Genomic DNA, 26,178 nt, shown 5'->3' on the forward strand with positions numbered 1-26,178 from the left:
GGGAAGTAGGAGATCCGTCCGTCACCCCAGCGCCTTGTAGAAATAGGTCGTGTCGCAGAAGCCGCCTTCGGGCCACAGGGCGTAGTTCGGGATGACGCCGACCTTCACCCAGCCGGCGCGCGCGTACAGGCGTTCGGCGTCGGGGGACGCGGTGTCGAGCACCAGCAGGGTCTTGCCGGCGGCCCGTGCCGCGTCCTCGGCGGCCTGCATCAGCAGGGCACCGACGCCGCGGCGGCGGGCGCGGCGGTGGACCAGCATCTTGGACAGGTCGGCGCGGTGCGGCTGGTTCGGCGGCTGATCGACGACCAACTGGACGGTGCCCAGAATCCCCTCACCATCCTGCGCCACCAGCAGGATGCGTTCGCCGCGCTCCACCCCGTTGGCCACGCCGTGCCAGAAGCCCGTGGCGGTGTCACGGGCGAGCGGCGTCATGAAGCTGACCGACGCGCCGCCCGCCACGCAATCCATCAGCACGTCGGCCAGGGCGGAAACGGCGGCGCGGGCTTCGGAACCCGACAGTGCGCGGACCGTGACGGCGGCCGCTTCCGTTCCCGGATCGGCCGGACAGACGCCTTTCATGGTGGTTCTCCCCCAGCGTTTAACGGCGTTTAACGGGGTCGCCCGTCGGTGGTCAGCGCCACGATGTAGCGGGCGGGCCGGTCGGTCGGGTTGTGGAAGCCGGTCGGCCGGTCGAGCCGCATGGCGAGGCAGTCGCCGCCGGACAGGCGGTGCGTCTCCTCCCCCACCGTCAGCTCGATGGTGCCGTCCAGCAGATAGACCTGCTGGTCGACCGTCGTCGCGCGGGCCCCGCTGTCGTAGGACACGCGGGCGCCGGGCGGCAGCTCCACCTCCACCAGTTCGATCGGCGAGGGGAAGCCGGGCGGCGACAGGTTGCGGCGGCGGTAGCCGGTCGCCGGGTCCTGCCACGCGATCTGGTCGGCACGGCGGGCGACCGGGCTGGCGTTGGCGCGCTCGGCGTCGGCGAACAGCGCCGCCAGCGTCACCCCCAGCCCGGCGGCCAGCCGGTCGAGCACGGTGGCGGTCGGGCTGCTTTCCCCGCGCTCGACCAGCGAGATCATGGAGCGGCTGACGCCGGAGCGTTCCGCCAAGCCGTCCAGCGTCAGGCCGCGCTCCGCCCGCAGGGCGCGCAGGCGCGTGGCGAGGCGGCGGTCGATGTCGTTTTCCGTAGGTTCCATGATGGTAGAATGGCTGTCCAATTTGTTGGAGTCAACGCTCCGCCCCATTGTGGCCGGCGTGAATCTTTTATGACCGCCGCGCACCGGCCGCGGCGATGGTGTAGAACGGCCCATCACGCCCCTGCCCCACATCGGTGCCGACCCCATGCGCCTGAAGGCGTTGCCGCCCACCCCGCTGCTGATCGCCGTCCTGCTGATGCTGCTGCCGCTGCTGGGCGTCCTGGCGCTGGCGGTGGAGGCCGGCGCGTTGCATGGCGGATTGGCGCTGGCCGCCGCGGTGGCGGCGCTGGCCGGCGCCGGGCTGGCGCTGCGCACTTACCGCCGCGACGCCGACGCGATCACCGATTATGCCGCGCAGCTGGCGGAGTCCGACGAGCCCTCGGCATCGGGGGGGCCGCCGGCCGGCACGCCGTCGGCGCTGCGGGCGCTGGCGGTCACCATCGGCCGGCTGCACCGGGTCGGGCTGCGGCGGGCCGAGCGGGTGCGGATGCAGCTCGACGCCAACGATTCGATGTTCGACGCCCTGCACGACCCGCTGCTGCTGATGGACGCCGAGCGGCAGGTGGTGCGCGCCAACCTCGCCGCCCGCGCGCTGTTCGGCGACAAGGTGGTGGAGCGCGACCTCGCCTCCGCGCTGCGCACCCCGGCGGTGCTGGAGGCGGTGGACGCCGTGCTGCGCGGCGGTGCCTCCCGCGTCGTCGAGTTCACGCTGCCGGTGCCGGTCGAACGCAGCTTCGAGGCGCAGGTCAAGCCGTTCCAGCGGCTGGAGCCGCAGCCCGACCCCACCCTGCTGGACGGCGAGGAGGAGGACGGCGAACCGGCGCCCCGTCCGCCGATCGTCGCCCGTCTGGCGATCCTCACCCTGCACGACGTCACCGCCGCCCGCCGGTCGGAGCAGATGCGCGCCGACTTCATCGCCAACGCCAGCCACGAGCTGCGCACGCCGCTGTCCTCGCTGCTCGGTTTCATCGAGACGCTGCGCGGGCCGGCCCGGGACGATCCGGAGGCGCAGGATCGCTTCCTGGCGATCATGCACGACCAGGCGAGCCGGATGACCCGGCTGGTCAACGACCTGCTGTCGCTGTCGCGGATCGAGTTGGACGAGCACATGCCGCCCAACGGCCGCGTCGACGTGGTGGAGGAGCTGGAGAACGTCATCGCCGCGCTGGAGCTGAAGGCGGCCGAGCGCCGCATCCGCCTGCGGCTGGAGGCGCCGGACGACCTGCCGCCCGTCGTCGGCGACGAGGACCAGCTGACCCAGGTCTTCCAGAACCTGGTGAGCAACGCGATCAAGTACACGCGCGCCGACACCGACGTCACCGTCACCGTGGCGCTGGCCGACGGCGCCGCGGTCGGCTTCACCGGCCTGCCGCCGGGCGCCACCGCCGGGAGCGGGGCCGGTCCCGGCCCCGGCCCCGGCCCCGGCAAGGACCGGCGTGCCCCGCGTGGCGGCACCGCCATGGTGTCGGTGTCGGTGCGCGACCATGGCGACGGCATCGCCCGCACCCACCTGCCCCGGCTGACCGAGCGCTTCTACCGGGTCGACGCCGCGCGGTCGCGCGCCATGGGCGGCACCGGGCTGGGGCTGGCCATCGTCAAGCACATCCTGAACCGCCACCGCGGCCGGCTGACCATCGAGAGCGAGGTCGGGGCCGGCAGCGCCTTCACCGTCTACCTGCCGGCGGCGAGCGAAGCCGTTTCCTCCTCTCCCCCCGGGGGAGAGGGCCGGGGTGAGGGGGACAAGCGGCAGGACGCTCGGGGAAGGGCTGCGGCGCTTCCCCCTCACCCCAACCCTCTCCCCGGGGGGGAGAGGGGGCTTGGCGGTCTGTGAGAGTGCCGGCTCCGCTTGTCATTTCGGTGACGGTGTCATGAAAGCGTCATAAAACTGCAATCAATTGGTCGCCCTCGCCGGCTATGGTCCGCGCCATCGGAACGACCGCCGACATCCCGCAGGAGGGGCTTCCCCGTGACCACCCGGACGCACGTCTTCACCGCGGCCGCCCTGGCCCTGGCGCTTTCCGGCGCGGCGGGGGCGGCACAGGCCCAGTCGCGCGACCAGATCCGCGCCGTCGGCTCCTCCACCGTCTTCCCGTTCACCACCGCGGTGGCGGAGGCGTTCGGCAAGACCGGCAAGTTCAAGACGCCGGTCGTCGAATCGACCGGCACCGGCGGCGGGCTGAAGCTGTTCTGCGCCGGCGTCGGCCCGGCCCACCCCGACATCGCCAACGCGTCGCGCCGCATCAAGAAGTCGGAGATCGACCAGTGCGCCGCCAACGGCGTCACCACGATGACCGAACTGAAGATCGGCTACGACGGCATCGCCCTGGCCTCGTCGAAGAAGGCGCCGCCGGTGGCGCTGTCGACCGTGCTGCTGTGGAAGGCGCTGGCCAAGGAGGTGCCGGTCAACGGCGCCCTGGTCGCCAACCCCTACAAGCTGTGGTCGGACATCGACCCGTCGCTGCCCAAGGCGGCGATCGAGGTGCTGGGCCCGCCGCCGACCTCCGGTACGCGCGACACCTTCAACGAGCTGGTGATGCTCGAAGGTTGCCGGAAGCTGGCGGAGGTCGCGGCGGCCGTGCCCGACGACAAGGCGCGCGAGCGCGCCTGCATGACGATCCGCGAGGATGGCGGCTACGTCGAGGCCGGCGAGAACGACAACCTGATCGTCCAGAAGCTGGGCGCCAACCCCAACGCCTTCGGCGTCTTCGGCTACAGCTACCTCGACCAGAACCACGACACCCTTCAGGCGGCGACGATGGACGGGGTGGCGCTGACCGCCGAGACGGTCGCCGCCGGCCGCTACGAGCTGTCGCGCCCGCTCTACATCTACGTCAAGAACGCGCACGCCGGCGTCATCCCGGGCATCCGCGAGTTCATCGGCGAATACACCTCCGAACGCGCGCTGGGCGACGACGGCTATCTGGTCGACAAGGGCCTGATCCCGGAGCCGAAGGCGCTGCGCGAGGCGGCCCGCGTCCTGGCGGTCAACCTGACGCCGCTGCAGTTCTGAGCCTAAGCCCCACGCCATCCTTCCCGGCCCCGAGCGACCCCGCATGCAGCTGACCCTTCTCGCCCTGATCCTGGCCCTGCTCACCGTGATCGGCTTCCAGCTCGGCCGGTCGCGCGCGGCGGCGTCCGTCGGCGGGCGGGTGGCGGAGCTGCATTCGGTCCCCTCCTACCACGGCCTCTACGTCGCGCTGTGGGCCGGGCTGCCGGCGGCGGCGCTGTTCGTGCTGGGAACCGCGTCGGAAGGCTGGCTGGCGATGCAACTGGTGCTGTCCGGCCTGCCCGACCGGCTGACCGCCGGCGACGTCCAGTCGCTCAGCCTGCTGAAGGCCGACATCCTCAACCTCGCCCATGGCGTCGCCACCGGGCGGGAACCCGACCCGGCGGTGGTTGCGGCGGCCCGGCGCTACACCAGCCTGCGGAGCCTCGCCGACTGGAGCCTGCTCGCCGTCGGCGCCAGCCTCGCCGTCGCCGGGCTCGCCTGGGGCCGGCACCGTGTCGGCCCGGACCTGCGCGCCCGCACCGCGGTGGAGCGGGTGACCCGGGTGGCGCTGGTGGTCTGCTCGCTGGTCGCCATCGTCACCACGGTCGGCATCGTGCTGTCGCTGCTGTTCGAGGCGCTGCGCTTCTTCACCGTCGTCTCGCCGCTCGACTTCCTGTTCGGCACGCATTGGAGCCCGCAGATGGCGATGCGGGCCGACCAGGTCGGCTCCAGCGGGTCGTTCGGCGCCATCCCGCTGTTCGCCGGCACGGCCTTGATCACCGTGGTCGCCATGCTGGTGGCGGTGCCGATCGGGCTGATGGCGGCGATCTACATGTCGGAATACGCCGGCCGCGGCGTGCGCATCTGGCTGAAGCCGGCGCTGGAGATCCTGGCCGGCATTCCGACCGTGGTCTACGGCTTCTTCGCCGCGCTGACCATGGCGCCCTTCGTCCGCTCGGTCGGCGGGGCGTTGGGGCTGGACGTCAGTTCGGAATCGGCGCTGGCCGCCGGCATCGTCATGGGGGTGATGATCATCCCCTTCGTCAGCTCGCTGTCCGACGACGTCATCAACGCGGTGCCGCAGAGCTTGCGCGACGGCTCCTACGGCCTCGGCGCCACCAAGTCCGAGACGATCAAGCAGGTGGTGCTGCCCGCCGCCCTGCCCGGCATCGTCGCCGCGGTGATGCTGGCGGTCAGCCGCGCCATCGGCGAGACGATGATCGTTACCATGGCGTCGGGCCTGACCGCCAACCTGACCGCCAACCCGCTGCAGGCGGTGACCACCGTCACCACCCAGATCGCCACCCTGCTGGTCGGCGACCAGGAGTTCGACAGTCCCAAGACGCTGTCGGCCTTCGGCCTCGGCCTCGTGCTGTTCGGGGTGACGCTGTGCCTCAACGTGGTCGCCCTGCGGGTGGTCCAGACCTATCGGGAAAAATATGACTGACCTTGTGGAGCACGAGGCGCGCCCCGCCCCGCCCCCCGCACCGCCGGCATCGTTGAAGTCCCGCCACCGCAGCGAGGCCTTTGCCCGCCGCCTGCGCGCCCGTCACGCCGCCGAACGCCGCTTCCGGCTGGCCGGGGCCGCCGCGGTGGGGCTGGCGGCGCTGATGCTGGTGCTGCTGCTGGGCTCCATCGTCTCCAAGGGCTACAGCGCCTTCTGGGAAGCCCGGATCCGGCTGGAGGTGACGCTGGACCCGGCCGAGGTCGCCGACCGCAACTACAACGCCCTGCTGCGCCGGGCGCTCTACGCCCAGTTCCCGCAAGTGACCGACCGGGCCGGCAAGCGCACGCTGAACGACCTGCTGTCGTCCGGCGCGCCCTACGAGCTGGAGGCGATGGTCGTCAAGGATCCCGCCATCGTCGGCACCACCCGGACCCTGTGGGTGCGTGCCGACGACGAGATCGACCAGCTGCTGAAGGGCCATTACCGCCGCGACCTGCCGGAAGCCGAACGCGGCCTCAGCGACGCCAAGGTCGCCGCGGCCGACGCGCTGCTGGCGTCGGCTGCGCTGGCGCAGGGCTTCAACACCACGCTGTTCACCGCCGGCGACAGCCGCGAGCCGGAACAGGCCGGCGTCGGCGGCGCCATCGTCGGCTCGCTGCTGACGCTGCTGGTGACGATGGCGCTGTCGGTGCCGGTCGGTGTCGCCGCCGCGGTCTATCTGGAGGAGTTCGCGCCGAAGACCCGCTGGACCGACCTGATCGAGGTGAACATCAACAACCTCGCGGCGGTGCCGTCGATCATCTTCGGCCTGCTCGGGCTGGCGGTGTTCCTGGGCTTCTTCGGGATGCCGCGCTCCGCCCCGCTGGTCGGCGGGCTGGTGATGGCGCTGATGACGCTGCCGGTGATCATCATCGCCTCGCGCGTCGCGCTGAAGGCGGTGCCGCCCTCGATCCGCGAGGCGGCGCTGGGCATCGGCGCCTCGCCGCTGCAGACGGTGCTGCACCATGTGCTGCCGCTGGCGATGCCCGGCATCCTGACCGGCACCATCATCGGCATGGCCCGCGCGTTGGGCGAGACGGCGCCGCTGCTGATGATCGGCATGGTCGCCTTCATCGTCGACGTCCCCCACGGCCTGACCGACAGCGCCACCGTGCTGCCGGTGCAGATCTACATGTGGGCCGACAGCCCCGAGCGCGCCTTCACCGAGCGCACCTCGGCGGCGATCCTGATCCTGCTCGGCTTCCTGATCCTGATGAACGGGCTGGCCGTGATCCTGCGCAAGATGTTCGAGAGGCGGTGGTGATGGCCACGACCATTCAGACCCAACTGAAGCTGCGGCCCAGTGGTGACCGGCGCGCCGACCAGCGCGGCGACGGGGCGCCGGCCAACAAGATGACCGCCCGCGGCGTGGCGGTGTTCTACGGCGCCAAGCAGGCGTTGAAGGGGATCGACCTCGACATCCCCGAGAACCGGGTGCTGGCGCTGATCGGCCCGTCCGGCTGCGGCAAATCGACCTTCCTGCGCTGCCTGAACCGGATGAACGACACCATCGACGGCTGCCGGGTCGAAGGGCGCATCGCGCTGGACGGCGAGGACGTCTACGGCAAGACCATCGACGCGGTGCAACTGCGCGCCCGCGTCGGCATGGTGTTCCAGAAGCCGAACCCCTTCCCCAAGTCGATCTACGACAACATCGCCTACGGCCCGCGCATCCACGGCCTCGCGTCGGGCCGCGACGAGCTGGACGAGGTGGTGCAGACCTCGCTGAAGCGCGCCGGCCTGTGGGCCGAGGTGAAGGACCGCCTGCGCGAACCCGGCACCAGCCTGTCCGGCGGCCAGCAGCAGCGGCTGTGCATCGCCCGCGCCATCGCCGTCAGCCCGGAGGTGATCCTGATGGACGAGCCCTGCTCGGCGCTCGACCCCATCGCGACCGCCCACATCGAGGAGCTGATCGACGAGCTGCGGGCCAACTACACCATAGTCATCGTCACCCACAACATGCAGCAGGCCGCCCGCGTGTCGCAGCGCACCGCCTTCTTCCACCTGGGCGAGATGGTGGAGTGCGACGACACCGAGGACATCTTCACCAACCCGCGCGACGAGCGCACCCAGGGCTACATCACCGGCCGCTATGGCTGAGCCCTTCCGGTCGCTTCCGCCCCTCCCCTCCTTTGTTGAAAAGGCTGTGCCATGCCGGTTAACGTCGAGACGCGCGCTGTGAACGGAGCCACCATGAACGCGGCCCTGAAGCCGCTCGTCCTGATCGTCGAGGACGAGGCCGACATCCTGACGCTGTTGAAGTACAACCTGGAAAAGGAAGGCTTCCGCGTCGCCACCGCCAGCGACGGCGAGGAGGCCCTGCTGGCCGCCGGCGAACAGACGCCGCACATCGTGCTGCTCGACTGGATGCTGCCGCTGATGAGCGGGCTGGAGGTCTGCCGTCAGCTCCGCCGCAACGCCAAGACCCGCGACATCCCGATCATCATGCTGACCGCCCGCGGCGAGGAAGGCGACCGGGTGCGCGGCCTGAACTCCGGCGCCGACGACTACATCACCAAGCCCTTCTCGCCGACCGAGCTGGTGGCGCGGATGCGCGCGGTGCTGCGCCGCGCCTCCCCCGGCATCACCGACGAGATCCTGACCTTCGCCGACGTCACCATGGATCTGGCGGCCCACCGCGTCCGCCGCAACGGCCGCGACGTCCATCTCGGCCCGACCGAATTCCGCCTGCTGCGCCACTTCATGCAGCATGCCGGCCGGGTCTTCTCGCGTGAGCAACTGCTGGACCTGGTGTGGGGCCACGACGTCTATGTCGAGCCGCGCACCGTCGACGTCCACATCCGCCGCCTGCGCAAGGCGATGAACGAAGAGGACGAGCTGGACCTGATCCGCACCGTGCGGTCGGCGGGGTACGCGTTGGATACGAAGTCGATGTGAGGGTTTCCGCTACGCGTGCCCCCTCCCCATCCCTCCCCCGCCCTCGGCGGGAGAGGGGGTAGGAGCTTTGGGGACGTGTGGTGGAGTCCCCTCTCCCACCGAAGGTGGGGGAGGGTTAGGGAGGGGGCACAGCACTCCCCCCTGACATCCCCCACCCGGCGGCGCTACACTGCCCGCCATGATCCTGCTCTTCACCGATTTCGGCCTGACCGGCCCCTACACCGGGCAGATGAAGGCGGTGCTGGCGCAACAGGCGCCCGGCATCCCCGTCATCGACCTGTTCGCCGACGCCCCCGCCTTCGACCCGCAGCTCTCCGCTTATCTGCTGGCCGCCTACGCCCCGGCCTTTCCCGTCGGCAGCGTCTTCCTCTGCGTCGTCGATCCCGGTGTCGGCACCGACCGGCGGCCGGTGATGGTGGAGGCCGACGGGCGCTGGTTCGTTGGGCCGGACAACGGGCTGTTCGCCCTCCTCGCCCGCCGCGCAACATCGCTAAACGCCTGGACCATCGACTGGATTCCGGACCGGCTGTCGGCCAGCTTCCACGGCCGCGACCTGTTCGCCCCCGTCGCCGCAAATCTGGCAACCGGACAACCGGTGGAGCGCAGCCTGCTCCCCTCTGCTGCCATCGACCGCCCAGGCTGGCCGGATGAGCTGTCGCGCATCGTCTATGTCGACGTCTACGGCAACGCCATGACCGGGATGCGCGCCGCGACCGTCCCGCCCGACGCGGTGCTGACCGCCGGCGGCACCCGCATCGGCCGCGCCCGCACCTTCGGCGACGTCCGGCCCGGTGAAGCGCTGTGGTACGGCAATTCCAACGGGCTGGCCGAGATCGCCGTCAACCAGGGGCGGGCCGACCGCGCGCTGGGGCTGACGGTGGGCGAGGCGGTGAGCGTCGGTCCCTGAAGCGCACAAACAAAACCGCCCGGAAGCGGTGGCTTCCGGGCGGCTGGTGAACGGTCGGCGTCTGAACCCCAGGTGACGGGCCTCGGGGATCAATCGTTGTTGCGCTGGCCCATGAACTGCAGCAGGAACTGGAACAGGTTGATGAAGTCCAGGTACAGCGTCAGGGCGCCCATCAGGGCGAGCTTGCCGGTGCTCTCGTGATCGTAGCCCTCGGCGTAGCTTTCCTTGATCGCCTGGGTGTCGTAGGCGGTCAGGCCGGTGAAGATCAGCACGCCAATGGCGGAGATCGCGAAGTGCAGGGCCGGCGACTGGAAGAAGATGTTCGCCAGTCCGGCGATCACCAGGCCGACGACGCCCATGATGAGGAACGAGCCCATCTTCGACAGGTCGGCCTTCGTCGTGTAGCCGTACAGGCTCATCGCCAGGAAGGTGGCGGCGGTGACGAAGAAGGTCAGCGCGATCGACGCGCCGGTGAAGACCAGGAAGATGGCCGACATCGACAGGCCCATCGCGCCGCAATAGGCCCAGAAGATCATCTGGGCGGACGCGAAGGAGAGGCGCTGGATGCCGAAGGACAGCACCATGACGAACGCCAGCGGGGCCAGCATGACGACCCACTTCAGCGGCGTGCCGAAGATGGCCTGGAGCATGGCCGGGCTGGACGACACCAGGGCCGCGACCAGACCGGTCAGGATCAGGCCGGCGCCCATGTAGTTGTACACGCGCAGCATGTGCTGCCGCAGGCCTTCGTCGAAGTATCCCCGATCTGTCGCGCGGCCCACGGTCGCGAAGCGGTTAAAGGTCGGGTCTGCCATGGTTCGGTATCCTCGGTGGAATAGGGTGGTCCCGTCGCCATGACATATTGGCGAGTCCGTCAGGCGGTTCAATAGGAATCGAAAGCGGTTTTCCTAGATGAAAAAGCTTTCACGATTTGTTTTGAGTCCCGCTTTTCCGCAGTCCAATCATTCGTTCCGAAGCAATGGCGCCGACGGCTGGCCCAACGCCCGCCAAGTACCATAGAACCCGAAAGCAAGCGTGATCGCCGTGCTCAGCAGCGCGGTGGTGACGACCGCCGACGGCAGGAAGCTCCACTCCCAGTGCATCAGGAAGCGCAGCACCGCCCAGGCGGTCAGCGTGCCGATGGCGCCGGCGATCAGCGCGGTGGTCAGGCCGAGCAGCCCGTATTCCAGCAGGAAGGCACGCAGCACGTCGCCCCGGGTTGCCCCCAGCACCTTCAGCACCACCGCGTCGTAGACCCGGCGGCGGTGCCCGGCGGCGACGGCGCCGGCCAGCACCAGCGTGCCGGCGGCCAGCGTGATGCCGGCGACGATGCGCACCGCGGTGCCGATGTTGCCCAGCATCTCCGCCACCGTGTCCAGCGCGTCCTTCACCCGCACCAGCGTGATGTTGGGGAAGCGCTGCAGCACGGCGCGCTGGACCGCGGTCTCGGCGTCCGGGGTGGCGCGGACGGTGGCGATCCAGGTCTGCGGCGCGCCCTCCAGCGTGCCGGGGGCGAAGACCATGGTGAAGTTGATCGCCATGCTGCTGAAATCGGCGGCGCGGATGTTGGCCACCTTGGCTTCGATGGTGCGGCCCAGGATGTTGATCGCCAGCGTGGCGCCGGGGCCGATGCCGAAGGCGTCGGCGACGCTCTGGTGGATGGAGATCAGCGGCGGCCCGGCATAGTCGGCCGGCCACCACGACCCGGCGGTGACCGACGAATGCTTGGGCAACGCCGCGGAATAGGTGATGCCGCGGTCGCCGGCCAGGATCCAGGCCTGCTCCGGGTTGACCAGCGCCTTCTCGGCGTCCTGGCCGTTCACCCGCTCGATCCGGCCGCGCAGGCTGGGCACCGCCTCGAAGGCGCTGGTGCCGGGGATGCCGGCGACGAGGTCGCGCAGCGGGTCGAACTGGTCGCGCTGGATGTCGACGAAGAAGAAGCTGGGGGCGTCCTGTGGGATCGTCTCCGACACCCGGCGGGCGAAGTTGCCCTGGATCAGCGCGATGGCGACCAGCACCGTCAGCCCAAGCCCGAGCGACAGCACCACCGCCCCGGTTGGGTTGCCCGGCCGGTGCAGGTTGGCGAGCGCCAGCCGCAGCCCCGGCCGCCCGGCGCGGACGAAGGGGCCGCGCCCGACCCGCGCCGCCGCCCAGGTGACCCCTGCCGCCGCGGCGCGGAAGGCCAGGAAGGTGGCGATCGAGCCGCCGACGAACCACAGCGCGAACAGCTTGTTCTCGGCCGTCAGCACCGCCAGCCCGGCGAGCGCCAGCGCCGCCAGCCCCATCGCCGCCAGATAGGGCGCGCGCGGCCGCCCGCCCGCCGGGGTGATGACGTCGCGGAACAGCGCGCCCGCCGGCACCTCGCGCGCCCGGCCCAACGGCCACAGCGAGAAGGTCAGCGCGGTCAGCAGGCCGTAGAGCGCGGCGAGCGCCAGGGCGCCGGGATAGACGCCGATGTGCGCCGACACCGGCAGCACGCCGTCCAGCAGCCGCCCCAGCGCCAGCGGCGCCACGGCGCCCAGCGCCAGCCCGATGACGATGCCCAGCAGCGCCAGTGCCAGGATCTGTGCCAGATAGAGCTGGAACACCAGGGCACCCGGCGCGCCGACGCATTTCAGCATGGCGATGGTGCGGGCGCGCGAGTCGAGATGGCTGCGCACCGCGTTGCCCACCCCGACCCCGCCGACCAGCAACGCGGTCAGCCCGACCAGCGTCAGGAACAGCGTCATCCGGTCGATGAAGCGCTCGACCTGCGGCGAGGCGTTGGTGTAGTCGCGCAGCCGCCAGGGCGCGTCGGGGAACCGCGCCTTCAGCCGCTCCTGCCACGCCGTCAGGTCGGTCGCCGGCGGCAGCGCCAGCTTGACGCTCCACCAGGTCAGGCTGCCCGGCTGCAACAAGCCGGTGCCCTCCAGCGACGGCAGCGCCACCAGCAGCCGCGGCCCGAGCGAGAAGGCGTTGGAGGAGGCGCGGTCCGGCTCGCGGTCCAGCACCGCGGCGACGCGGTAGGCGCCCTCGCCGACATGGATGGTGTCGCCGGGCTTCACCCCCAGCCGGTCGACCAGGCTGGCCTCGACCACCGCGCCCCAGCGGCCGTCCGTCTTCGCCAGCGCGTCCTTCAGGTCGCCGCCGCCCTGCAGGGTGACGGTGCCGTAGAGCGGGTAGAGGTCGTCCACCGCCTTCAGTTCGACCAGCGAGGCGCGCGCGTCGTCGGCCCCGCGCGCCATCGCCCGCATCTCGGCGGCGGTCGACACCCGGCCGTCGGCCCGCAGCGCCGCCATCTGCTCGTCGGTCGGCGGGCTGTAGAGCTGGCGTACCGCGACGTCGCCGCCCAGGATGGCGCGTCCGTCGCTGGCCAGCCCGTCGAGCAGCCCGCTCGACACCGACTGCACCGCGGCGATGGCGGCGACGCCGAGCGCGAGGCAGGCGAGAAAGACCCAAAACCCTTTCAGCCCGGTGCGCAGCTCGCGCCGGGCCAAGCGGAGGGCGAGGCGGAGGTTGGTCATGTGGGCCTCGCTGGCGTGCAACGCGTGGTGGCGGACGCCCCCTCCCTAACCCTCCCCCGCTCTCGCGGGAGAGGGAACTGCCGCGGCCTCGCAAACTCCCCCTCTCCTGCCGAAGGCGGGGGAGGGAGGGACCCGCGGCGAAGCCGTGGGAGGGAGGGGGCACTCAACGCTTGCGCAGTCATCCCCCTCACTCCCCCGCCACCTGGACGCGCGGGCGCCGTGCCGCGGTGCCGTCGTCGGCGATGCGGCCGTCGGCCAGCCGGATGGTGCGGTCGCAGCGGGCGGCGAGGCTGGGGTCGTGGGTGATCAGCACCAGGGTGGTGCCGCGGCGCTCGGCCAGATCGAACAGCAGCGACACGATGGTGGCGCCGGTGTCGAGGTCGAGGTTGCCGGTCGGTTCGTCGGCCAGCAGCAGCGTGGGCTCGGTGACGAAGGCGCGGGCCAGCGCGGTGCGCTGCTGCTCGCCGCCCGACAGCTGGCCGGGGTAATGGTGGATGCGGTGGCCCAGCCCGACCGACTCCAGCCCGGCGCGGGCGCGGTCGAAGGCGTCCGACACGCCGGCGAACTCCAGCGGGATGGCGACGTTCTCCAGCGCCGTCATCGTCGGCACCAGATGGAAGGCCTGGAAGACGATGCCGACGTGGCGGCGGCGGAAACGGGCCAGACCATCCTCGTCCAGCCGGCCCAGATCCTGGCCGGCGACGCGGACGGTGCCGCCGCTGGGGCGCTCCAGGCCGGCCATCACCATCATCATCGTCGACTTGCCGGACCCGCTGGGACCGACGACGCCGACCCGCTCGCCGGGCTCCACCCGAAGATTAACGCCCCGCAGGATGTTGACGGGTCCGGCACCGCTGTCCAATCTCAAGTGGACGTCGTCGAGATCGACGATGGAGTTCGGCGACGTTGCAGAGGACTGGACCTTGGACATGCGGATCTCGCACAAGCGGAAAGGACCATCGCCATATGGCATGGTCCGCAGAGCTTTCAACGCGTGGGCTTTCAACAACGGGTGGCGTGGCGCCGTTCTCGCGCTGCTCTTCACCGCAGGGGTATCGATGACCAGTCCGACCGGCGCCATCGCCGCCGCGCCCGTCAAGCTGCTGGCGCTGGGCGACAGCCTGACCGCCGGCTATGGCCTGCCGGAGCCGCAGGGCTTCACCAGCCAGCTGCAGAAGGCGCTGACCGCCAAGGGCTACGCCGTCACCGTCGTCAACGCCGGGGTGTCGGGCGACACCACCGCCGGCGGCCGCGCCCGGCTGGACTGGGCGCTGGCCGACAAGCCGGACGCCGCCATCGTCGAGCTGGGCGCCAACGACATGCTGCGCGGGCTCGACCCCGGCCAGGCCCGGGCGAACCTCGACGCCATCCTGAAGAGCCTGCAGGAGCGCAAGGTGCCGACGCTGCTGGCCGGCATGCTGGCCTCCCCCAGCCTGGGCAAGCCCTACACCGACGCCTTCAACGCGATCTATCCCGATCTGGCGGGCCGCTACGGCGTGCCGCTCTACCCCTTCTTCCTCGATGGGGTGGCGCTCGATCGCGCGCTGATCCAGCCGGACGGGCTGCATCCGAACGCCCAGGGCGTCGCGGTGATCGTGGAGCGTATCCTGCCCGCGGTCACCAAGCTGCTCGACAGCCTGCCCCAAACCGCCAAGACCGGAGGCTGAGACCGCCATGACGATGTCCGACGCCGTTCCCGCCTCCACCGCCGCCGCCGATGCCACCACCGCCGATGACGGCCTGCGCTTCCACGCCGCCTGCGCCGCCGGGGCGGAATGGGGACCGGTGGTGAAGGCCTGCCTGGACCGGCTGGGTCCGGTCGCCGGCTGCAACATCGGCTTCCTCTACCTCACCGACGGGCTGGCGGAGCACGCGACCAGCATCGTCACCCTGCTGCGCAGCCTGACCGGCATCCGCAACTGGGTCGGCACCGTCGGCATCGGCGTGATGGCCAACGGCGACGCCCTGTTCGACGAGCCGGGCATCGCGGTGATGGCCGCCCGCCTGCCGGACGACGGCTTCCGCCTGTTCCCCACCCTGACCGACGGGCTGGACCCGCTGCGGCGCAGCGCCGGCGGCTGGCTCGACCGCAACGGCGCGGCGCTGGCGCTGGTCCATGTCGACCCGCGGCACGCGGACATGGCCGGGCTGGTGTCGGCGCTGTCGGAACAGGCCGGCGTCTTCCTGGTCGGCGGCCTCGCCGCCTCGCGCGGGGAGTACCCGCAATTCACCCTGACGGAGGATGGCGGCGCGGTGTCCGACGTGTCGGACGGCGGCGTGTCGGGGGTGCTGTTCGCGCCGTCGGTCGCGGTCGCCACCGCCCACACCCAGGGCTGCCGCCCGATCGGGCCGACGCGCACCATCACCGCCAGCGACGACAACATCATCCTGGAGATCGACGGCCGCCCGGCGCTCGACGTGTTCAAGGAAGACATCGGGCCGGAGCTGGCGGCCGACCTGCGGCAGGTCGCCGGGGTGATCTGCGCCGGGCTGCCGATCGCCGGGTCGGACACCCAGGACTATCTGGTCCGCGACCTCGTCGCCATCGACCCGCGCGCCGGCTGGCTGTCGATCGCCGAGCGGGTGACGACCGGCCAGCCGCTGCTGTTCACCCGCCGCGACCCCGAGAGCGCCGCCGCCGACATGCGCCGGATGCTGGACAGCCTCAAGAAACGGGTGAAGGCGACGCCGAAGGGGGCGGTGTATGTCAGCTGCATCGCCCGCGGACCCAACCTGTTCGGCAGCGCGGACGCCGAGCTCGCGATGATCCGCGAGACGTTCGGCGCGGTGCCGCTGGTGGGGTTCTTCGCCTCGGGCGAGGTGTCGCACAACCGGCTTTACGGATACACCGGCGTGCTAACGCTGTTCCTGTAAAGACCACCACGGATAAGGAACGTTCGGGATGCAGCATCGTCCGCTCGGCCGCACGGGTCTGTCGGTCAGCGCCATCGGCCTCGGCACCATGACCTGGGGGGGCCAGAACACCGAGGCCGAAGGCCACGCCCAGATGGACGCTGCGCTCGACCGCGGGATCAACTTTTGGGACACGGCGGAGATGTACGCCATCCCGCCCACCGCCGACACCTACGGCAAGACCGAGGAGATCATCGGCAGCTGGTTCCAGTCGCGTGGCAAGCGCGACCGGGTGATCCTCGCGAGCAAGATCATCGGCGCGCCGGCCGGCGGCTTCGGCTGGGTGCGCGAGGGCAAGTCGCGCCTCGACCGCGCCAACCTCTTCGCCGCGGTGGAGGCCAGCCTCGCCCGGCTGAAGACCGACTACATCGACCTTTACCAGCTCCATTGGCCAGACCGGGTGACCAACCGTTTCGGCCAGCGGACCTACCAGCACAAGCCGCAGCAGGACGGCGTGCCGATCGAGGAGACGCTGGCGGCGCTGGGCGAGCTGGTCGCCGCCGGCAAGATCCGCCATGTCGGCCTGTCGAACGAATCGCCGTGGGGCGTGATGCGTTACCTGCGCGCGGCCGAGGTCGCCGGGCTGCCCCGCGTCGCCTCGATCCAGAACGCCTACAACCTGCTGAACCGGACCTTTGAGAACGGCCTGTCGGAGGTGGCGCTGCGCGAGGATGTCGGGCTGCTCGCCTACTCGCCGCTGGGCGCCGCGACGCTGACCGGCAAGTACCTGCACGGCGCGGTGCCGCCGGGCAGCCGCCGCTCGCTCGACCACCGGGGCTCGCGCTACGCCACCGTCAACGCCGACGCCGCGACGGAGGCCTATCTGGACATCGCCCGCCGCCACGGTCTGGCGCCGAACCAGATGGCCATCGCCTTCACCCTGCAGCAGCCCTTCGTCACCTCGTCGCTGATCGGGGCGACGACGATGGAGACGCTGATCTCCAACATCGAGTCGATCGACGTCACCCTGTCCCCGGAGCTGCTGGCGGAGATCGACGCCGTCCACAACCGCATGCCGGATCCGTGCCCGTAAACCGCCCCTGAAACCTGTCCCGGGAGTTGGCCCGCCGATGCTCCGCCTGTTCGTCGCCCTCGACCTGACGGCGGAAATCCGCCAGCGCCTCGCCGGGCTGGGCGGCGGGGTGCCGGGCGCGCGCTGGACCGAGCCGTCGAACCTGCACCTGACCCTGCGCTTCATCGGCGAGGTGCCGGACGACCAGGCGATGGACATCGACGCGGCGCTGGCGGAGCTGCGGGCGCCGGCCTTTTCCCTGACCTTCGATGGGGTCGGCGTCTTCGGCACCGGCCGGCGGGCGCGCGTGCTGTGGGCGGGGGTCGAGCGCAACGAGGCGCTGGCCCACCTCCAGGCCAAGGTGGAATCGGCGGTCGTCCGCTGCGGCCTGCCGGCGGAGGAGCGGAAATTCTCGCCCCACATCACGCTGGCCCGGTTGAAGGACCCGCCGGCCGACCGCATCGGCCGTTTCCTGTCCGACCGCGGCCTGTTCCGCGCCGGCCCGATGGCGGTGGAGCACGTCACGCTCTACCGCAGCCATCTCGGCAACGGCGGCGCGGTGTACGAGGCGCTGCGGGAGTATCCGCTGGGGAGTGTTGAATAAGCATCGCGTTCGCCGTCCGACGGGCGCCGTCCTGCGTTCACACCTTCAGTGCCCATGGGAAATCCAAACGGACGGATGGTCGATGCAGAAGCCGGTCGAGCCGCGACTCCGCGACAGGCGGCGGGCCAAGCCTTCGCTGCGCAACGGGCGGCTTCTGCATGTCCGCTCCGGCCTGTCGCCGGAAAAGACCCTGCTTGTCCGCGTCACCATCGTCGTTGCGCTGATCGCGCTGGTCATTGCGGTGTTCTGGTTCGACCGCGACGGGCTGAAGGACCAGATCGACGGCACCATCAGTTTCCCCGACGTCCTCTACTTCGCAATGATCACGGTGACCACCGTCGGCTATGGCGACATCGTTCCGGTCAGCCACACCGCCCGGCTGATCGACGCCTTCGCGGTTACGCCGATCCGTGTCTTCATCTGGTTCATCTTCCTGGGCACCGCCTATGAACTCGTCGTGCAACGGATCGTGGAGGAATTCCGATTGAGCCGGATTCAAAAGCAGCTGCATGGGCATGTCGTGCTGTGCGGCTTCGGTCACAGCGGGTTCATCGCCGCGCAGGAAACCCTGTCCAAGGGCCATCCCGGCGACCAGATCGTCATCATCGACGAGTCGGAGGAGCGTATCCAGCTGGCCGCCGACGCCGGCTTCATCGGTCTGCGCGGCGACGCCACCAGCGAGGACACGCTGATCAAGGCCTGTGTCGGCCAAGCGAAGGCGGTGATCGTCAGCACCGGCCGCGACGACACCACCATCCTGGTGATCCTGACCGTGCGCCACCTGTCGGCCGCCACCAAGATCGTCGCCAGCATCAAGCAGGAGGAGAACATCAAGCTCGCCAACCTCAGTGGCGCCGACCTCGTCGTGTCGCCGCCGAAGATCGGCGGCTACCTGATGGCCGACGCGGTGGAGAGCCAGCACGCCACCCCGTTCCTGTGCGACCTGATGTCGGCCGGCGGCCAGATGGTCCTGGCCGAACGCCGGGCGGAACCCGACGACGTCGGCAGGACGATGGCGGAGGTCGCCGCCGGCCTGGTGGTGCAGGTCCACAGCCATGGCCGCACCGTCGCCTTCACCGAACGCAACCGCTACATCATCCAGCCGAACGACCTGCTGCTGATCATCAGCCCGCCGCAGCCGGGCGGAGAGGCGGAGCCCCGGTAGCCTCCACCCCGACGACGCGGTTCTTGCCGTCCTGCTTGGCGCGGTACATGCGGTGGTCGGCCAGCTCCACCAGGGCTTCCCAGTCGGCCGGACGGTCGACGTTCTGTTCGGCGATGCCGATGCTGGCGGTCTGGCTGGCGCCGTCCGGCCGCTTGCCGAAACCGGCGCGGCGCATCCGCTCCACCGCGATCATCGCGCCTTCCACCGGGGTGTCGGGCATGATGACCAGGAACTCCTCCCCACCCCAGCGGACCAGCGCGTCGGACTGGCGCAGCAGGCTGCGGATGGTGTTGGCGGCGTGGCGCAGGACGCGGTCGCCCTCGTCATGGCCGAAACGGTCGTTCACCGCCTTGAAGTCGTCGAGGTCGACGAAGATCGCCGACAGCGGCTGTGCCGCCCGCTCGGCGTGGGCGACCTGGAGCTTCAGCAGCTCCTCGCCGATGCGGCGGGAGAAGGCGCCGGTCAGCGCGTCGTGCGACGCCTGCTCCAGCAGCGCGACCATGAAGTGAAGCTGGCTGATCGCGGCGAGCGTCGCCACCACCGCGATCAGCGCCAGCAGCCACAGCGCGCTGATGTAGGACGGGAACGGCATCACCAGCGAGCCGTAGAAGCCGGCGGCGAGATGGGCGGCCAGCATGGGGGCGGCGAACACGGCACCCTCCACCGCGGTCAGCGGGAAGACGCTCAGCCCGGCCACCATGACGAAGGGCAGATAGCCGTAGCCGGCGCTGACGGCGATGCGCAGGTCGTCCATCCCCTGCCCGTAGAGCAGCGGATGGGAGATGGCGAAGAACAGGGTCGGGATCGCCAGCAACGCCGCCAGCCGCCGCCAGGCGCCGGCCAGATCCTCGCAGGACCGCCGGTCGAAGGCGAGCGTCAGGAAGGCGGCGCTGGCGGCCAGGCGCAACGCGATCAGCCAGACGGCGAGCGACCAGTCGAAGACGGTGACGTCGATGGCGATCCACAGCGGCGTCAGCACGCCGAACACCATCGCCACCATGCGCACGCGCGACTGGATCATCGCCGCGCGCCGACGATGAAGGATCGGCGTGTGGCCGGCGGGGTGGATCAGGTCGGGCAACTCATCGCCGCGAACGAAGGCGGCGAGCAGCGTGTCGGTCAGCATGCAGCGGCCCACCCCCGGCGCGCGGCCGGACATTTCGGCGAAAGAGTTACCATGAAGGGTGATTACACGCGCGTGCGCGGCCCGGCAACGGGTTTCGTGCGGGCCCGCCGGCCGAAGCAACCCGGTGGCACGGCGAAGGCTTGGGCATGCGACAAAAAGTAACGGGCGGCGCGTTGAAGCGCCGCCCGTCCTGTTCGCCCATTCCTGCCCGGCCGTCTTTGCCGGCGATGTGCCCGTCAGTCCTTCAGGTCTTCCCACAGCTCCTTCACCTTGGCGAAGAAACCTTCGGACTGCGGGTTGGACCCTTCCTTGGCGGCGCCTTCGAACTCGCGCAGCAGTTCCTGCTGGCGCTTGGTCAGGTTCACCGGGGTTTCCACCACCGCCTGGATGTACATGTCGCCGCGCTGGGCGCTGCGCAGCACCGACATGCCCTTGCTCTTGATGCGGAACTGGTGGCCGGACTGGGTGCCCGGCGGCACCGTCACCTTGGTGCGGGTGCCGTCGATGGTCGGCACCTCGACCGAGCCGCCCAGCGCCGCCGTGGTCATCGGGATCGGCACCCGGCAGTGGATGTTGGCGCCGTCGCGCTGGAAGATCGGGTGCGGCGCCAGGGCCAGGAAGATGTAGAGGTCGCCCGCCGGCGCGCCGCGCAAGCCGGCCTCCCCCTCCCCCGCCAGGCGGATGCGGGTGCCGTCCTCGACGCCGGACGGGATGTTGACCTGGAGCGTCTTCTCCTTGCGCAGCCGGCCGGAGCCGCCGCAGTTCTTGCAGGCGTCCTTGATGACCTTGCCGGCGCCGTGGCAGCCGGGGCAGGTGCGCTCGATGGTGAAGAAGCCCTGCTGTGCCCGCACCTTGCCGTGGCCCTGGCAGGTCGGGCAGGTGATCGGCTGGGTTCCCGCCGCAGCGCCCGAGCCGCTGCAGCTGTCGCACTGCACGGTGGTCGGCACGCGGATGGTGGTCTGGGTGCCCTTGAAGGCATCCTCCAGACTGATCTCCAGGTTGTAGCGCAGATCCTGGCCACGGCCGGACACCCCGCCGCCGCCACGGCCGCCGCGGCCGCCCATGAACTCGCCGAACATCTCGTCGAAGATGTCGGCAAAGCCACCGCCGCCACCGCCGAAATCGAAGTTGAAGCCGCCGGCGCCGGCGCCCGCACCGGGTCCCCGCCCGCCTTCGAAGGCGGCGTGGCCGAACCGGTCGTAGGCCGCGCGCTTCTGATCGTCCTTCAGGACCTCATAGGCTTCGCTGATTTCCTTGAACTTCTGCTCGGCGTCCTTGTCACCCTGGTTGCGGTCCGGATGGTACTGCATCGCCATCTTGCGATAGGCTTTCTTCAGCTCATCCGCACTGGCGCTCTTCGCCACACCGAGCAGCTCGTAATAATCCTGTTTCGCCATGGGGGCCGACCGCCTTTGAGTCGTTCTGGTCCAAACTGTCCGCGTCGCGTCGGACCCTGACCCCAGCATACCGAAGGCCCGCCGCCGGGAAAAGGCGGCGGGCCATCGATGCTCGCGTCAGATCCGTATCAAAAAGAGGCTGGCGTCCTTACGCCGACTTCTTCTTGTCGTCCTGGACCTCTTCGAAGTCGGCGTCGACGACGCCCGGCTCGTTCGGCTGGGCGCCCGGCGCCTCGCCGCCCGCAGCCGGGGCCTCGCCCTGGCCGGCCTTGTACATCGCCTCGCCCAGCTTCATCGACACCTGGGCCAGCGCCTCGGTCTTCGCCTTGATCCCCTCCAGGTCGTCACCGTCGAGCACCGACTTCAGCTCGGTGACGGCGGCTTCGGCCGCGGACTTGTCGGAGGCCGGGATCTTGTCGCCGTTCTCCTTGATGGTCCGCTCGGTGGTGTGGATCAGGGCGTCGGCGTGGTTGCGGGCGTCGACCAGCTCGCGGCGCTTCTTGTCCTCGGCCGAATGGGCCTCGGCGTCCTTCACCATCTTCTGGATGTCGGCGTCCGACAGGCCGCCCGACGCCTGGATGCGGATCTGCTGCTCCTTGCCGGTCGCCTTGTCCTTCGCGGTGACGCTGACGATGCCGTTGGCGTCGATGTCGAAGGTCACCTCGATCTGCGGCACGCCGCGCGGGGCCGGCGGGATGCCGACCAGATCGAACTGGCCGAGCGCCTTGTTGTCCTGCGCCATCTCGCGCTCGCCCTGGAAGACGCGGATGGTGACGGCGTTCTGGTTGTCCTCGGCGGTCGAGAAGGTCTGGCTCTTCTTCGTCGGCACCGTGGTGTTGCGGTCGATCAGGCGGGTGAAGACACCGCCCAGCGTCTCGATGCCCAGCGACAGCGGGGTGACGTCGAGCAGCAGGACGTCCTTGACCTCGCCCTTCAGCACGCCGCCCTGGATGGCGGCGCCGATGGCGACGACCTCGTCCGGGTTGACGCCGCGGTGCGGCTCACGGCCGAAGAACTGCTTCACCGCGTCGATGACCTTGGGCATGCGGGTCATGCCGCCGACCAGGATCACCTCGTCGATCTCGCTGGCCTTCAGGCCGGCGTCCTTCAGGGCCGCCTTGCAGGGCTCGATCGTGCGCTGCACCAGCTCGTCCACCAGGGCTTCCAGCTTGGCGCGGGTCAGCTTGATGTTCAGGTGCTTCGGACCGGTCTGGTCGGCGGTGATGAAGGGCAGGTTGACTTCGGTCTGCGTGGTGGACGACAGCTCGATCTTTGCCTTTTCCGCGGCCTCCTTGAGGCGCTGCAGCGCGAGCTTGTCCTTGCGCAGGTCGATGCCCTGCTCCTTGTGGAACTCGTCGGCGAGATACTCGATGACGCGGCTGTCGAAGTCCTCGCCACCCAGGAAGGTGTCGCCGTTGGTCGACTTCACCTCGAACACGCCGTCGCCGATCTCCAGCACGGAGATGTCGAAGGTGCCGCCGCCCAGGTCATAGACCGCGACGGTGCCGGAGCCCTTCTTTTCCATGCCGTAGGCGAGCGCCGCGGCCGTCGGCTCGTTGATGATGCGCAGGACTTCCAGCCCGGCGATCTTGCCGGCGTCCTTGGTGGCCTGGCGCTGGCTGTCGTTGAAGTAGGCCGGGACGGTGATGACCGCCTGCGTGACCTTCTCGCCCAGATAGTTCTCGGCGGTTTCCTTCATCTTGGTGAGGATGAAGGCGCTGATCTGGCTGGGGCTGTACTTCTTGCCGTGCGCCTCGACCCAGGCGTCGCCGTTGTCGCCGGAAATGATGCGGTAGGGAACCAGACCCTGGTCCTTCTTCGTCAGCGGATCGTCGAAACGGCGGCCGATCAGACGCTTGATGGCGAAGAGGGTGTTTTCCGGATTGGTGACCGCCTGACGCTTGGCCGGCTGGCCGATCAGCCGCTCGCCGCCCTGGCTGAAGGCGACCATCGACGGTGTGGTGCGTGCACCTTCCGCATTCTCGATGACCTTGGCGCTGCCGCCTTCCATCACGGCGACGCACGAGTTCGTGGTGCCGAGGTCGATACCAATCACTTTGCTCATGTTCAGCCTCTTTCGTTCGGCAGATGCGTGGCGGCCCGTCGATTCCGGCACCGCCGCGATCCCCTGGGGTCGGTGAAACGTCGGTGGAACGCTGGGGGTCTATCCCGTGCTGGCGGAGATATAGGCGGAGCCGTTTCGGGCTGCAACAGGGTGGCGCCCCTTTCGACCCGCAAAAGCGGCGAAAAAGCACGCGCCCCAGTGGGCGGGCGGGGTGCGCCCGGAAAAGCTTCGCTTCCGAAGAGAATACGTGCGTATTCAAAGACGCGGGGGTATATACTCGGGTATTCTCCCGGTTCTGATTCAAATCGTCACATCGGTTACAAGTCACTAACGCTTCGACTGTAAACGAACTGCCGACGTTAACCTTTCATTAACAAGCAATGGCGTGATCGTCCTGCGAGAATCAATTCCGAGTTGCTGTAATTATTCATGATCCGGCGAATCCAATAGTGAAAACCCGAAAGGAATATGCTATCTCCTTTGCGCTATAGGGGATAACCGCATGGCAGCCGTGACGAAACGGGTCCGGCGACTGCGGATGGACCGACCGGCCGCGCTTTCGTCCACGGGACGGAACGCCCGGCGGAACCGCGGACGTCCCTCCTGAGGTTGTGAGCAAAGCCGGTCGTACCGACGCTGGTCGTACAGTTGTGAAAGGGACGTGCGATGATGGATGAACGACGCGACGTGGCCTTGGCCATCAAGTCTTGCCTGGACAGCCTGATGAGCGACGCGGCGCGTTGCGATCTGGAGGACCTCGTGCGCTTCATCAGCCTCGCCGCCATGGCGGCGGAGGAGGCGGCGGTCGCTCACGATCCCAAGGCGGGGCATCTCAAGGCGCTGATGGCCAGCAGCGCCGGCCACTGCTGACCGGCCACCGCTGACGGGGGAAACGGCCGCGCGTCAGCGGCCTCATCCCGTCAGATTTCGGGACCGGATTTCGGGACCGGATTTCGGGCCGTGAGCGACAGCGTGCGCCCACGACCGCCTGTGTTCCCAACGGCGTGCTCTACAGAATCTCCGCGGTGCGGATCGCGTCGTCGATGCGGCCCAGCGTCTCGGCGCAGGATTCGTCACCGTCCATCAGCGCGGGCAGCGCGAAGCTGAACATGGCAACGGCCGCCGCACCCGCGCGCACGGCCCCGACCAGCCACAGGTAATGGGTTTCGGCCCGGCCGTCCTCGTCCGTGCGCATCATCGCCTGGGCGATCACGGCGCCGTCGGGTCGGCTGTCCACCGTGCGGTCCCCCGCCCGCGGATCCTGCGGCCGGACGAACCGCAAGGCAATCTCCTGAAGGGTGTCGGCGACCGGGGATCCGCCATCCGGCCGCGGGACCACCCGGTCGGTGACCAGGCGCAGCACGCCGGCGGCCGGCGGCGGCGGCCGGAAGGTGCCGACGGGCTGGCCTTCATGCTCCTCCACATCGACGGCCCAGCCGGGCGGCAGCCGGAACCGCACCGTGTCGGCCCAACCGATATCCCGGCCGATATCCCGGCCCGGCTCGCCGCCGTCCGGTCCTGCTCCCTGTGGCCCCGCTCCATGCTGCCCGCCGGCACCGCCACCGTGCGTGTCGTCCGCCATCATCCGCTCCCACGACGTTCAGACGGCGCGCCGCATCCGCGCGCCACCGGCCGCAGCATAGGCGGCGGCGCCGCCGGAGCCAATCCCCGCCCCTTTGGGCGGTGCGATCATTCCGGAATGAGGAACTGCACGCCCAGCCAGCGCCAGCGCCCGTCGGAGGTCGGCAGGGTGCAGTTGACGCGGGCGCGGCCGGGCGGGAAGGCGTCCTTGATGCGGACCTCCACCCGATCCTCGGCGATGCGCTCCAGCGCGGTCCGGCCCTGGCCGGCGGCGAAGCAGGCCAGCTTGGAGCTGTCGCCGACGCCCTCGCCGATGGTGAAGCCCAGCGGCGGCGGGTTGACGGTGACCAGCGGGTCGTCGGGCGTCAGGTCCGACACCGGCAGCGGCAGGGCGTTGGCGGCCAGTTCGAACCGGTCGGCGCTGCCATAGGTCTCGTTCATCACGAAGCGCGGCAGGCTCCACGGATCGGCTTGGCCGTGCAGCACGCCCGACTGCTGGCCGAAGGCGGCGACGAAGCCCTGGTCGACGACCAGTTGCCGCACCGCCAGCGAATATTCCCCTTGCGGGTAGGCGAACAGGGTCGGGCGCCGGCCCAGCTCCGCCTGGAAGCGGTCGGACATCCGGCGCAGGTCGGCCGCGACCTCCTGCGGGCTGCGCGGCACCAGCGACTGGGTGGAGGTGCCGAGCGCGCCGATGGTGACGCCGGCCGCCGCCATCTGCCGGATCTCCGCCCAGGTCATGTGGGCGGGCGACCCGCGGTCGACGGCGTCGGTGGCGACGAACAGGGTGAAGGGCAGGCCGGCCGCCTTCAGCCGCGGCCACGCCTCGGCGTAGGCGGAGCGGCTGGCCTCGTCGATGGTGATCGCCACCGTGCGGTCGGGCAGCGGCTTGCCGTTGCGCAACGCCTCCAGGATCTTGGGCAGCGGCAGGACCTCATAGTCCCCGTCGGTCAGTTCGTTCAGATGCGCTTCGAACTGGTCGAGGCGGATGCTGATCGAGGGATTCTGGTCCTCGCCGAAGCGGTCATAGGCGAACACGACGGCGCTGGCGCCGGACGCGGACGGCGCGGATTCGGCGGCGGCGGGCCACGACGCCGGGGCAAGCGCCGTCCAAACGGACAGCACGGCGGCGGTGAGCATCCTGACGGCACGACGGAACGGCATGGCGTCCTGCGGAAACGGCTGGTCGGGACGACCTCCGCCCCGACGCAAAGGGTGTGCCACAGTCTCCGCCGCCCGAACAAGCGCGGACCACGTCTTTCTTGCGGAGGGTTGCGATGCGGTGCGCGCATGCAACAATCGTCTGCGGGCGCCGGTGTCGCACGCGCCGGTGGAG

The 26,178-nt window shown here is 70.0% G+C and carries 23 protein-coding genes; 13 read left to right on the plus strand and 10 right to left on the minus strand.

What is annotated here, in order from left to right; genetic code table 11:
* Positions 1-21: 21 nt before the first annotated feature.
* Complete coding sequence (locus TSO352_RS16515; protein ID WP_109108426.1) at positions 22-579, minus strand: GNAT family N-acetyltransferase; 558 nt, start codon at positions 577-579, stop codon at positions 22-24.
* Positions 580-608: 29 nt separating this feature from the next.
* Complete coding sequence (locus tag TSO352_RS16520) at positions 609-1,196, minus strand: XRE family transcriptional regulator (protein ID WP_109108427.1); 588 nt, start codon at positions 1,194-1,196, stop codon at positions 609-611.
* Positions 1,197-1,341: 145 nt separating this feature from the next.
* On the opposite strand from TSO352_RS16520, the gene TSO352_RS16525 reads away from it, so the two are divergent.
* The 7 genes from TSO352_RS16525 to TSO352_RS16555 all read left to right on the plus strand — a co-directional run bounded on the left by TSO352_RS16525 (position 1,342) and on the right by TSO352_RS16555 (position 9,476).
* Positions 1,342-3,027, plus strand: coding sequence for an ATP-binding protein (locus TSO352_RS16525; protein WP_109108428.1), 1,686 nt, complete (start codon positions 1,342-1,344; stop codon positions 3,025-3,027).
* Positions 3,028-3,162: 135 nt separating this feature from the next.
* Positions 3,163-4,206, plus strand: a complete 1,044-nt coding sequence (locus tag TSO352_RS16530) for a PstS family phosphate ABC transporter substrate-binding protein (protein WP_109108429.1) — start codon at positions 3,163-3,165, stop codon at positions 4,204-4,206.
* A gap of 43 nt (positions 4,207-4,249) precedes the next feature.
* Complete coding sequence (pstC, locus tag TSO352_RS16535) at positions 4,250-5,632, plus strand: phosphate ABC transporter permease subunit PstC (RefSeq protein ID WP_109108430.1); 1,383 nt, start codon at positions 4,250-4,252, stop codon at positions 5,630-5,632.
* Positions 5,625-6,935, plus strand: coding sequence for a phosphate ABC transporter permease PstA (gene pstA / locus TSO352_RS16540; protein ID WP_109108431.1), 1,311 nt, complete (start codon positions 5,625-5,627; stop codon positions 6,933-6,935). The genes pstC and pstA overlap by 8 nt, the downstream gene beginning before the upstream one ends.
* 89 nt (positions 6,936-7,024) lie before the next feature.
* Positions 7,025-7,771, plus strand: coding sequence for a phosphate ABC transporter ATP-binding protein PstB (gene pstB / locus TSO352_RS16545; RefSeq protein WP_109110682.1), 747 nt, complete (start codon positions 7,025-7,027; stop codon positions 7,769-7,771).
* 93 nt (positions 7,772-7,864) lie between these two features.
* The gene (gene phoB, locus TSO352_RS16550; protein WP_109110683.1) at positions 7,865-8,569 is read left to right on the plus strand and encodes a phosphate regulon transcriptional regulator PhoB; all 705 of its coding nucleotides are present in this window, start codon (positions 7,865-7,867) and stop codon (positions 8,567-8,569) included.
* Between the two features lie 178 nt (positions 8,570-8,747).
* Positions 8,748-9,476 (plus strand): SAM-dependent chlorinase/fluorinase, encoded by a 729-nt coding sequence (locus tag TSO352_RS16555; protein WP_109108432.1) that lies wholly within the window; start codon positions 8,748-8,750, stop codon positions 9,474-9,476.
* A gap of 89 nt (positions 9,477-9,565) precedes the next feature.
* Here the strand turns inward: TSO352_RS16555 and TSO352_RS16560 are convergent, their stop codons facing one another.
* The 3 genes from TSO352_RS16560 to TSO352_RS16570 form a co-directional block, all read right to left on the minus strand.
* The gene (locus TSO352_RS16560) at positions 9,566-10,291 is read right to left on the minus strand and encodes a Bax inhibitor-1/YccA family protein (RefSeq protein ID WP_109108433.1); all 726 of its coding nucleotides are present in this window, start codon (positions 10,289-10,291) and stop codon (positions 9,566-9,568) included.
* A 147-nt stretch (positions 10,292-10,438) separates the two neighbouring features.
* Positions 10,439-12,979 (minus strand): FtsX-like permease family protein, encoded by a 2,541-nt coding sequence (locus TSO352_RS16565; protein WP_109110684.1) that lies wholly within the window; start codon positions 12,977-12,979, stop codon positions 10,439-10,441.
* Positions 12,980-13,166: 187 nt separating this feature from the next.
* A complete protein-coding gene (locus TSO352_RS16570; protein WP_109108434.1) occupies positions 13,167-13,910 on the minus strand; it encodes an ABC transporter ATP-binding protein in 744 nt (247 codons plus the stop codon).
* Between the two features lie 127 nt (positions 13,911-14,037).
* Between TSO352_RS16570 and TSO352_RS16575 the strand changes: the two genes are divergently transcribed.
* The 5 genes from TSO352_RS16575 (at position 14,038) to TSO352_RS16595 (ending at position 18,673) form a co-directional block, all read left to right on the plus strand.
* The gene (locus tag TSO352_RS16575; RefSeq protein ID WP_247872202.1) at positions 14,038-14,646 is read left to right on the plus strand and encodes an arylesterase; all 609 of its coding nucleotides are present in this window, start codon (positions 14,038-14,040) and stop codon (positions 14,644-14,646) included.
* Positions 14,647-14,653: 7 nt separating this feature from the next.
* The gene (locus tag TSO352_RS16580) at positions 14,654-15,853 is read left to right on the plus strand and encodes an FIST N-terminal domain-containing protein (RefSeq protein WP_247872203.1); all 1,200 of its coding nucleotides are present in this window, start codon (positions 14,654-14,656) and stop codon (positions 15,851-15,853) included.
* A 28-nt stretch (positions 15,854-15,881) separates the two neighbouring features.
* Positions 15,882-16,925, plus strand: a complete 1,044-nt coding sequence (locus TSO352_RS16585; RefSeq protein ID WP_109108436.1) for an NADP(H)-dependent aldo-keto reductase — start codon at positions 15,882-15,884, stop codon at positions 16,923-16,925.
* 37 nt (positions 16,926-16,962) lie between these two features.
* Positions 16,963-17,508 (plus strand): RNA 2',3'-cyclic phosphodiesterase, encoded by a 546-nt coding sequence (gene thpR, locus TSO352_RS16590; RefSeq protein WP_109108437.1) that lies wholly within the window; start codon positions 16,963-16,965, stop codon positions 17,506-17,508.
* Positions 17,509-17,590: 82 nt separating this feature from the next.
* The gene (locus tag TSO352_RS16595) at positions 17,591-18,673 is read left to right on the plus strand and encodes an NAD-binding protein (RefSeq protein ID WP_109108438.1); all 1,083 of its coding nucleotides are present in this window, start codon (positions 17,591-17,593) and stop codon (positions 18,671-18,673) included.
* Here TSO352_RS16595 and TSO352_RS16600 read toward each other — a convergent pair.
* The 3 genes from TSO352_RS16600 to dnaK all read right to left on the minus strand — a co-directional run bounded on the left by TSO352_RS16600 (position 18,633) and on the right by dnaK (position 23,261).
* On the minus strand, positions 18,633-19,799 hold the full coding sequence (locus tag TSO352_RS16600; protein ID WP_109108439.1) for a GGDEF domain-containing protein: 1,167 nt from the start codon (positions 19,797-19,799) through the stop codon (positions 18,633-18,635). The two genes, TSO352_RS16595 and TSO352_RS16600, sit on opposite strands and share 41 nt — an antisense overlap.
* A gap of 236 nt (positions 19,800-20,035) precedes the next feature.
* Positions 20,036-21,196, minus strand: a complete 1,161-nt coding sequence (gene dnaJ / locus TSO352_RS16605) for a molecular chaperone DnaJ (protein WP_109108440.1) — start codon at positions 21,194-21,196, stop codon at positions 20,036-20,038.
* 148 nt (positions 21,197-21,344) lie between these two features.
* Complete coding sequence (dnaK, locus tag TSO352_RS16610) at positions 21,345-23,261, minus strand: molecular chaperone DnaK (RefSeq protein ID WP_109108441.1); 1,917 nt, start codon at positions 23,259-23,261, stop codon at positions 21,345-21,347.
* Positions 23,262-23,927: 666 nt separating this feature from the next.
* On the opposite strand from dnaK, the gene TSO352_RS16615 reads away from it, so the two are divergent.
* Complete coding sequence (locus TSO352_RS16615) at positions 23,928-24,131, plus strand: hypothetical protein (protein WP_109108442.1); 204 nt, start codon at positions 23,928-23,930, stop codon at positions 24,129-24,131.
* 139 nt (positions 24,132-24,270) lie between these two features.
* Here the strand turns inward: TSO352_RS16615 and TSO352_RS16620 are convergent, their stop codons facing one another.
* Entirely contained in the window at positions 24,271-24,843 is a 573-nt protein-coding gene (locus tag TSO352_RS16620; protein WP_247872204.1) for a hypothetical protein, read from the minus strand.
* A 107-nt stretch (positions 24,844-24,950) separates the two neighbouring features.
* Complete coding sequence (locus tag TSO352_RS16625; protein WP_109108443.1) at positions 24,951-26,006, minus strand: polysaccharide deacetylase family protein; 1,056 nt, start codon at positions 26,004-26,006, stop codon at positions 24,951-24,953.
* Positions 26,007-26,178 lie beyond the last annotated feature (172 nt).

The sequence above is a fragment of the Azospirillum sp. TSO35-2 genome (assembly GCF_003116095.1).
GTDB lineage: Bacteria > Pseudomonadota > Alphaproteobacteria > Azospirillales > Azospirillaceae > Azospirillum.

Bases quoted from the DNA above. Each gene is read 5' to 3' on its own strand.
- TSO352_RS16515 (WP_109108426.1), bottom strand. From the start codon at position 579: ATGAAAGGCGTCTGTCCGGCCGATCCGGGAACGGAAGCGGCCGCCGTC.
- TSO352_RS16520 (WP_109108427.1), bottom strand. From the start codon at position 1,196: ATGGAACCTACGGAAAACGACATCGACCGCCGCCTCGCCACGCGCCTG.
- TSO352_RS16525 (WP_109108428.1), top strand. From the start codon at position 1,342: ATGCGCCTGAAGGCGTTGCCGCCCACCCCGCTGCTGATCGCCGTCCTG.
- pstC (WP_109108430.1), top strand. From the start codon at position 4,250: ATGCAGCTGACCCTTCTCGCCCTGATCCTGGCCCTGCTCACCGTGATC.
- pstA (WP_109108431.1), top strand. From the start codon at position 5,625: ATGACTGACCTTGTGGAGCACGAGGCGCGCCCCGCCCCGCCCCCCGCA.
- pstB (WP_109110682.1), top strand. From the start codon at position 7,025: ATGACCGCCCGCGGCGTGGCGGTGTTCTACGGCGCCAAGCAGGCGTTG.
- phoB (WP_109110683.1), top strand. From the start codon at position 7,865: ATGAACGCGGCCCTGAAGCCGCTCGTCCTGATCGTCGAGGACGAGGCC.
- TSO352_RS16555 (WP_109108432.1), top strand. From the start codon at position 8,748: ATGATCCTGCTCTTCACCGATTTCGGCCTGACCGGCCCCTACACCGGG.
- TSO352_RS16560 (WP_109108433.1), bottom strand. From the start codon at position 10,291: ATGGCAGACCCGACCTTTAACCGCTTCGCGACCGTGGGCCGCGCGACA.
- TSO352_RS16565 (WP_109110684.1), bottom strand. From the start codon at position 12,979: ATGACCAACCTCCGCCTCGCCCTCCGCTTGGCCCGGCGCGAGCTGCGC.
- TSO352_RS16570 (WP_109108434.1), bottom strand. From the start codon at position 13,910: ATGTCCAAGGTCCAGTCCTCTGCAACGTCGCCGAACTCCATCGTCGAT.
- TSO352_RS16575 (WP_247872202.1), top strand. From the start codon at position 14,038: ATGACCAGTCCGACCGGCGCCATCGCCGCCGCGCCCGTCAAGCTGCTG.
- TSO352_RS16580 (WP_247872203.1), top strand. From the start codon at position 14,654: ATGACGATGTCCGACGCCGTTCCCGCCTCCACCGCCGCCGCCGATGCC.
- TSO352_RS16585 (WP_109108436.1), top strand. From the start codon at position 15,882: ATGCAGCATCGTCCGCTCGGCCGCACGGGTCTGTCGGTCAGCGCCATC.
- thpR (WP_109108437.1), top strand. From the start codon at position 16,963: ATGCTCCGCCTGTTCGTCGCCCTCGACCTGACGGCGGAAATCCGCCAG.
- TSO352_RS16595 (WP_109108438.1), top strand. From the start codon at position 17,591: ATGCAGAAGCCGGTCGAGCCGCGACTCCGCGACAGGCGGCGGGCCAAG.
- TSO352_RS16600 (WP_109108439.1), bottom strand. From the start codon at position 19,799: ATGCTGACCGACACGCTGCTCGCCGCCTTCGTTCGCGGCGATGAGTTG.
- dnaJ (WP_109108440.1), bottom strand. From the start codon at position 21,196: ATGGCGAAACAGGATTATTACGAGCTGCTCGGTGTGGCGAAGAGCGCC.
- dnaK (WP_109108441.1), bottom strand. From the start codon at position 23,261: ATGAGCAAAGTGATTGGTATCGACCTCGGCACCACGAACTCGTGCGTC.
- TSO352_RS16615 (WP_109108442.1), top strand. From the start codon at position 23,928: ATGATGGATGAACGACGCGACGTGGCCTTGGCCATCAAGTCTTGCCTG.
- TSO352_RS16620 (WP_247872204.1), bottom strand. From the start codon at position 24,843: ATGGCGGACGACACGCACGGTGGCGGTGCCGGCGGGCAGCATGGAGCG.
- TSO352_RS16625 (WP_109108443.1), bottom strand. From the start codon at position 26,006: ATGCCGTTCCGTCGTGCCGTCAGGATGCTCACCGCCGCCGTGCTGTCC.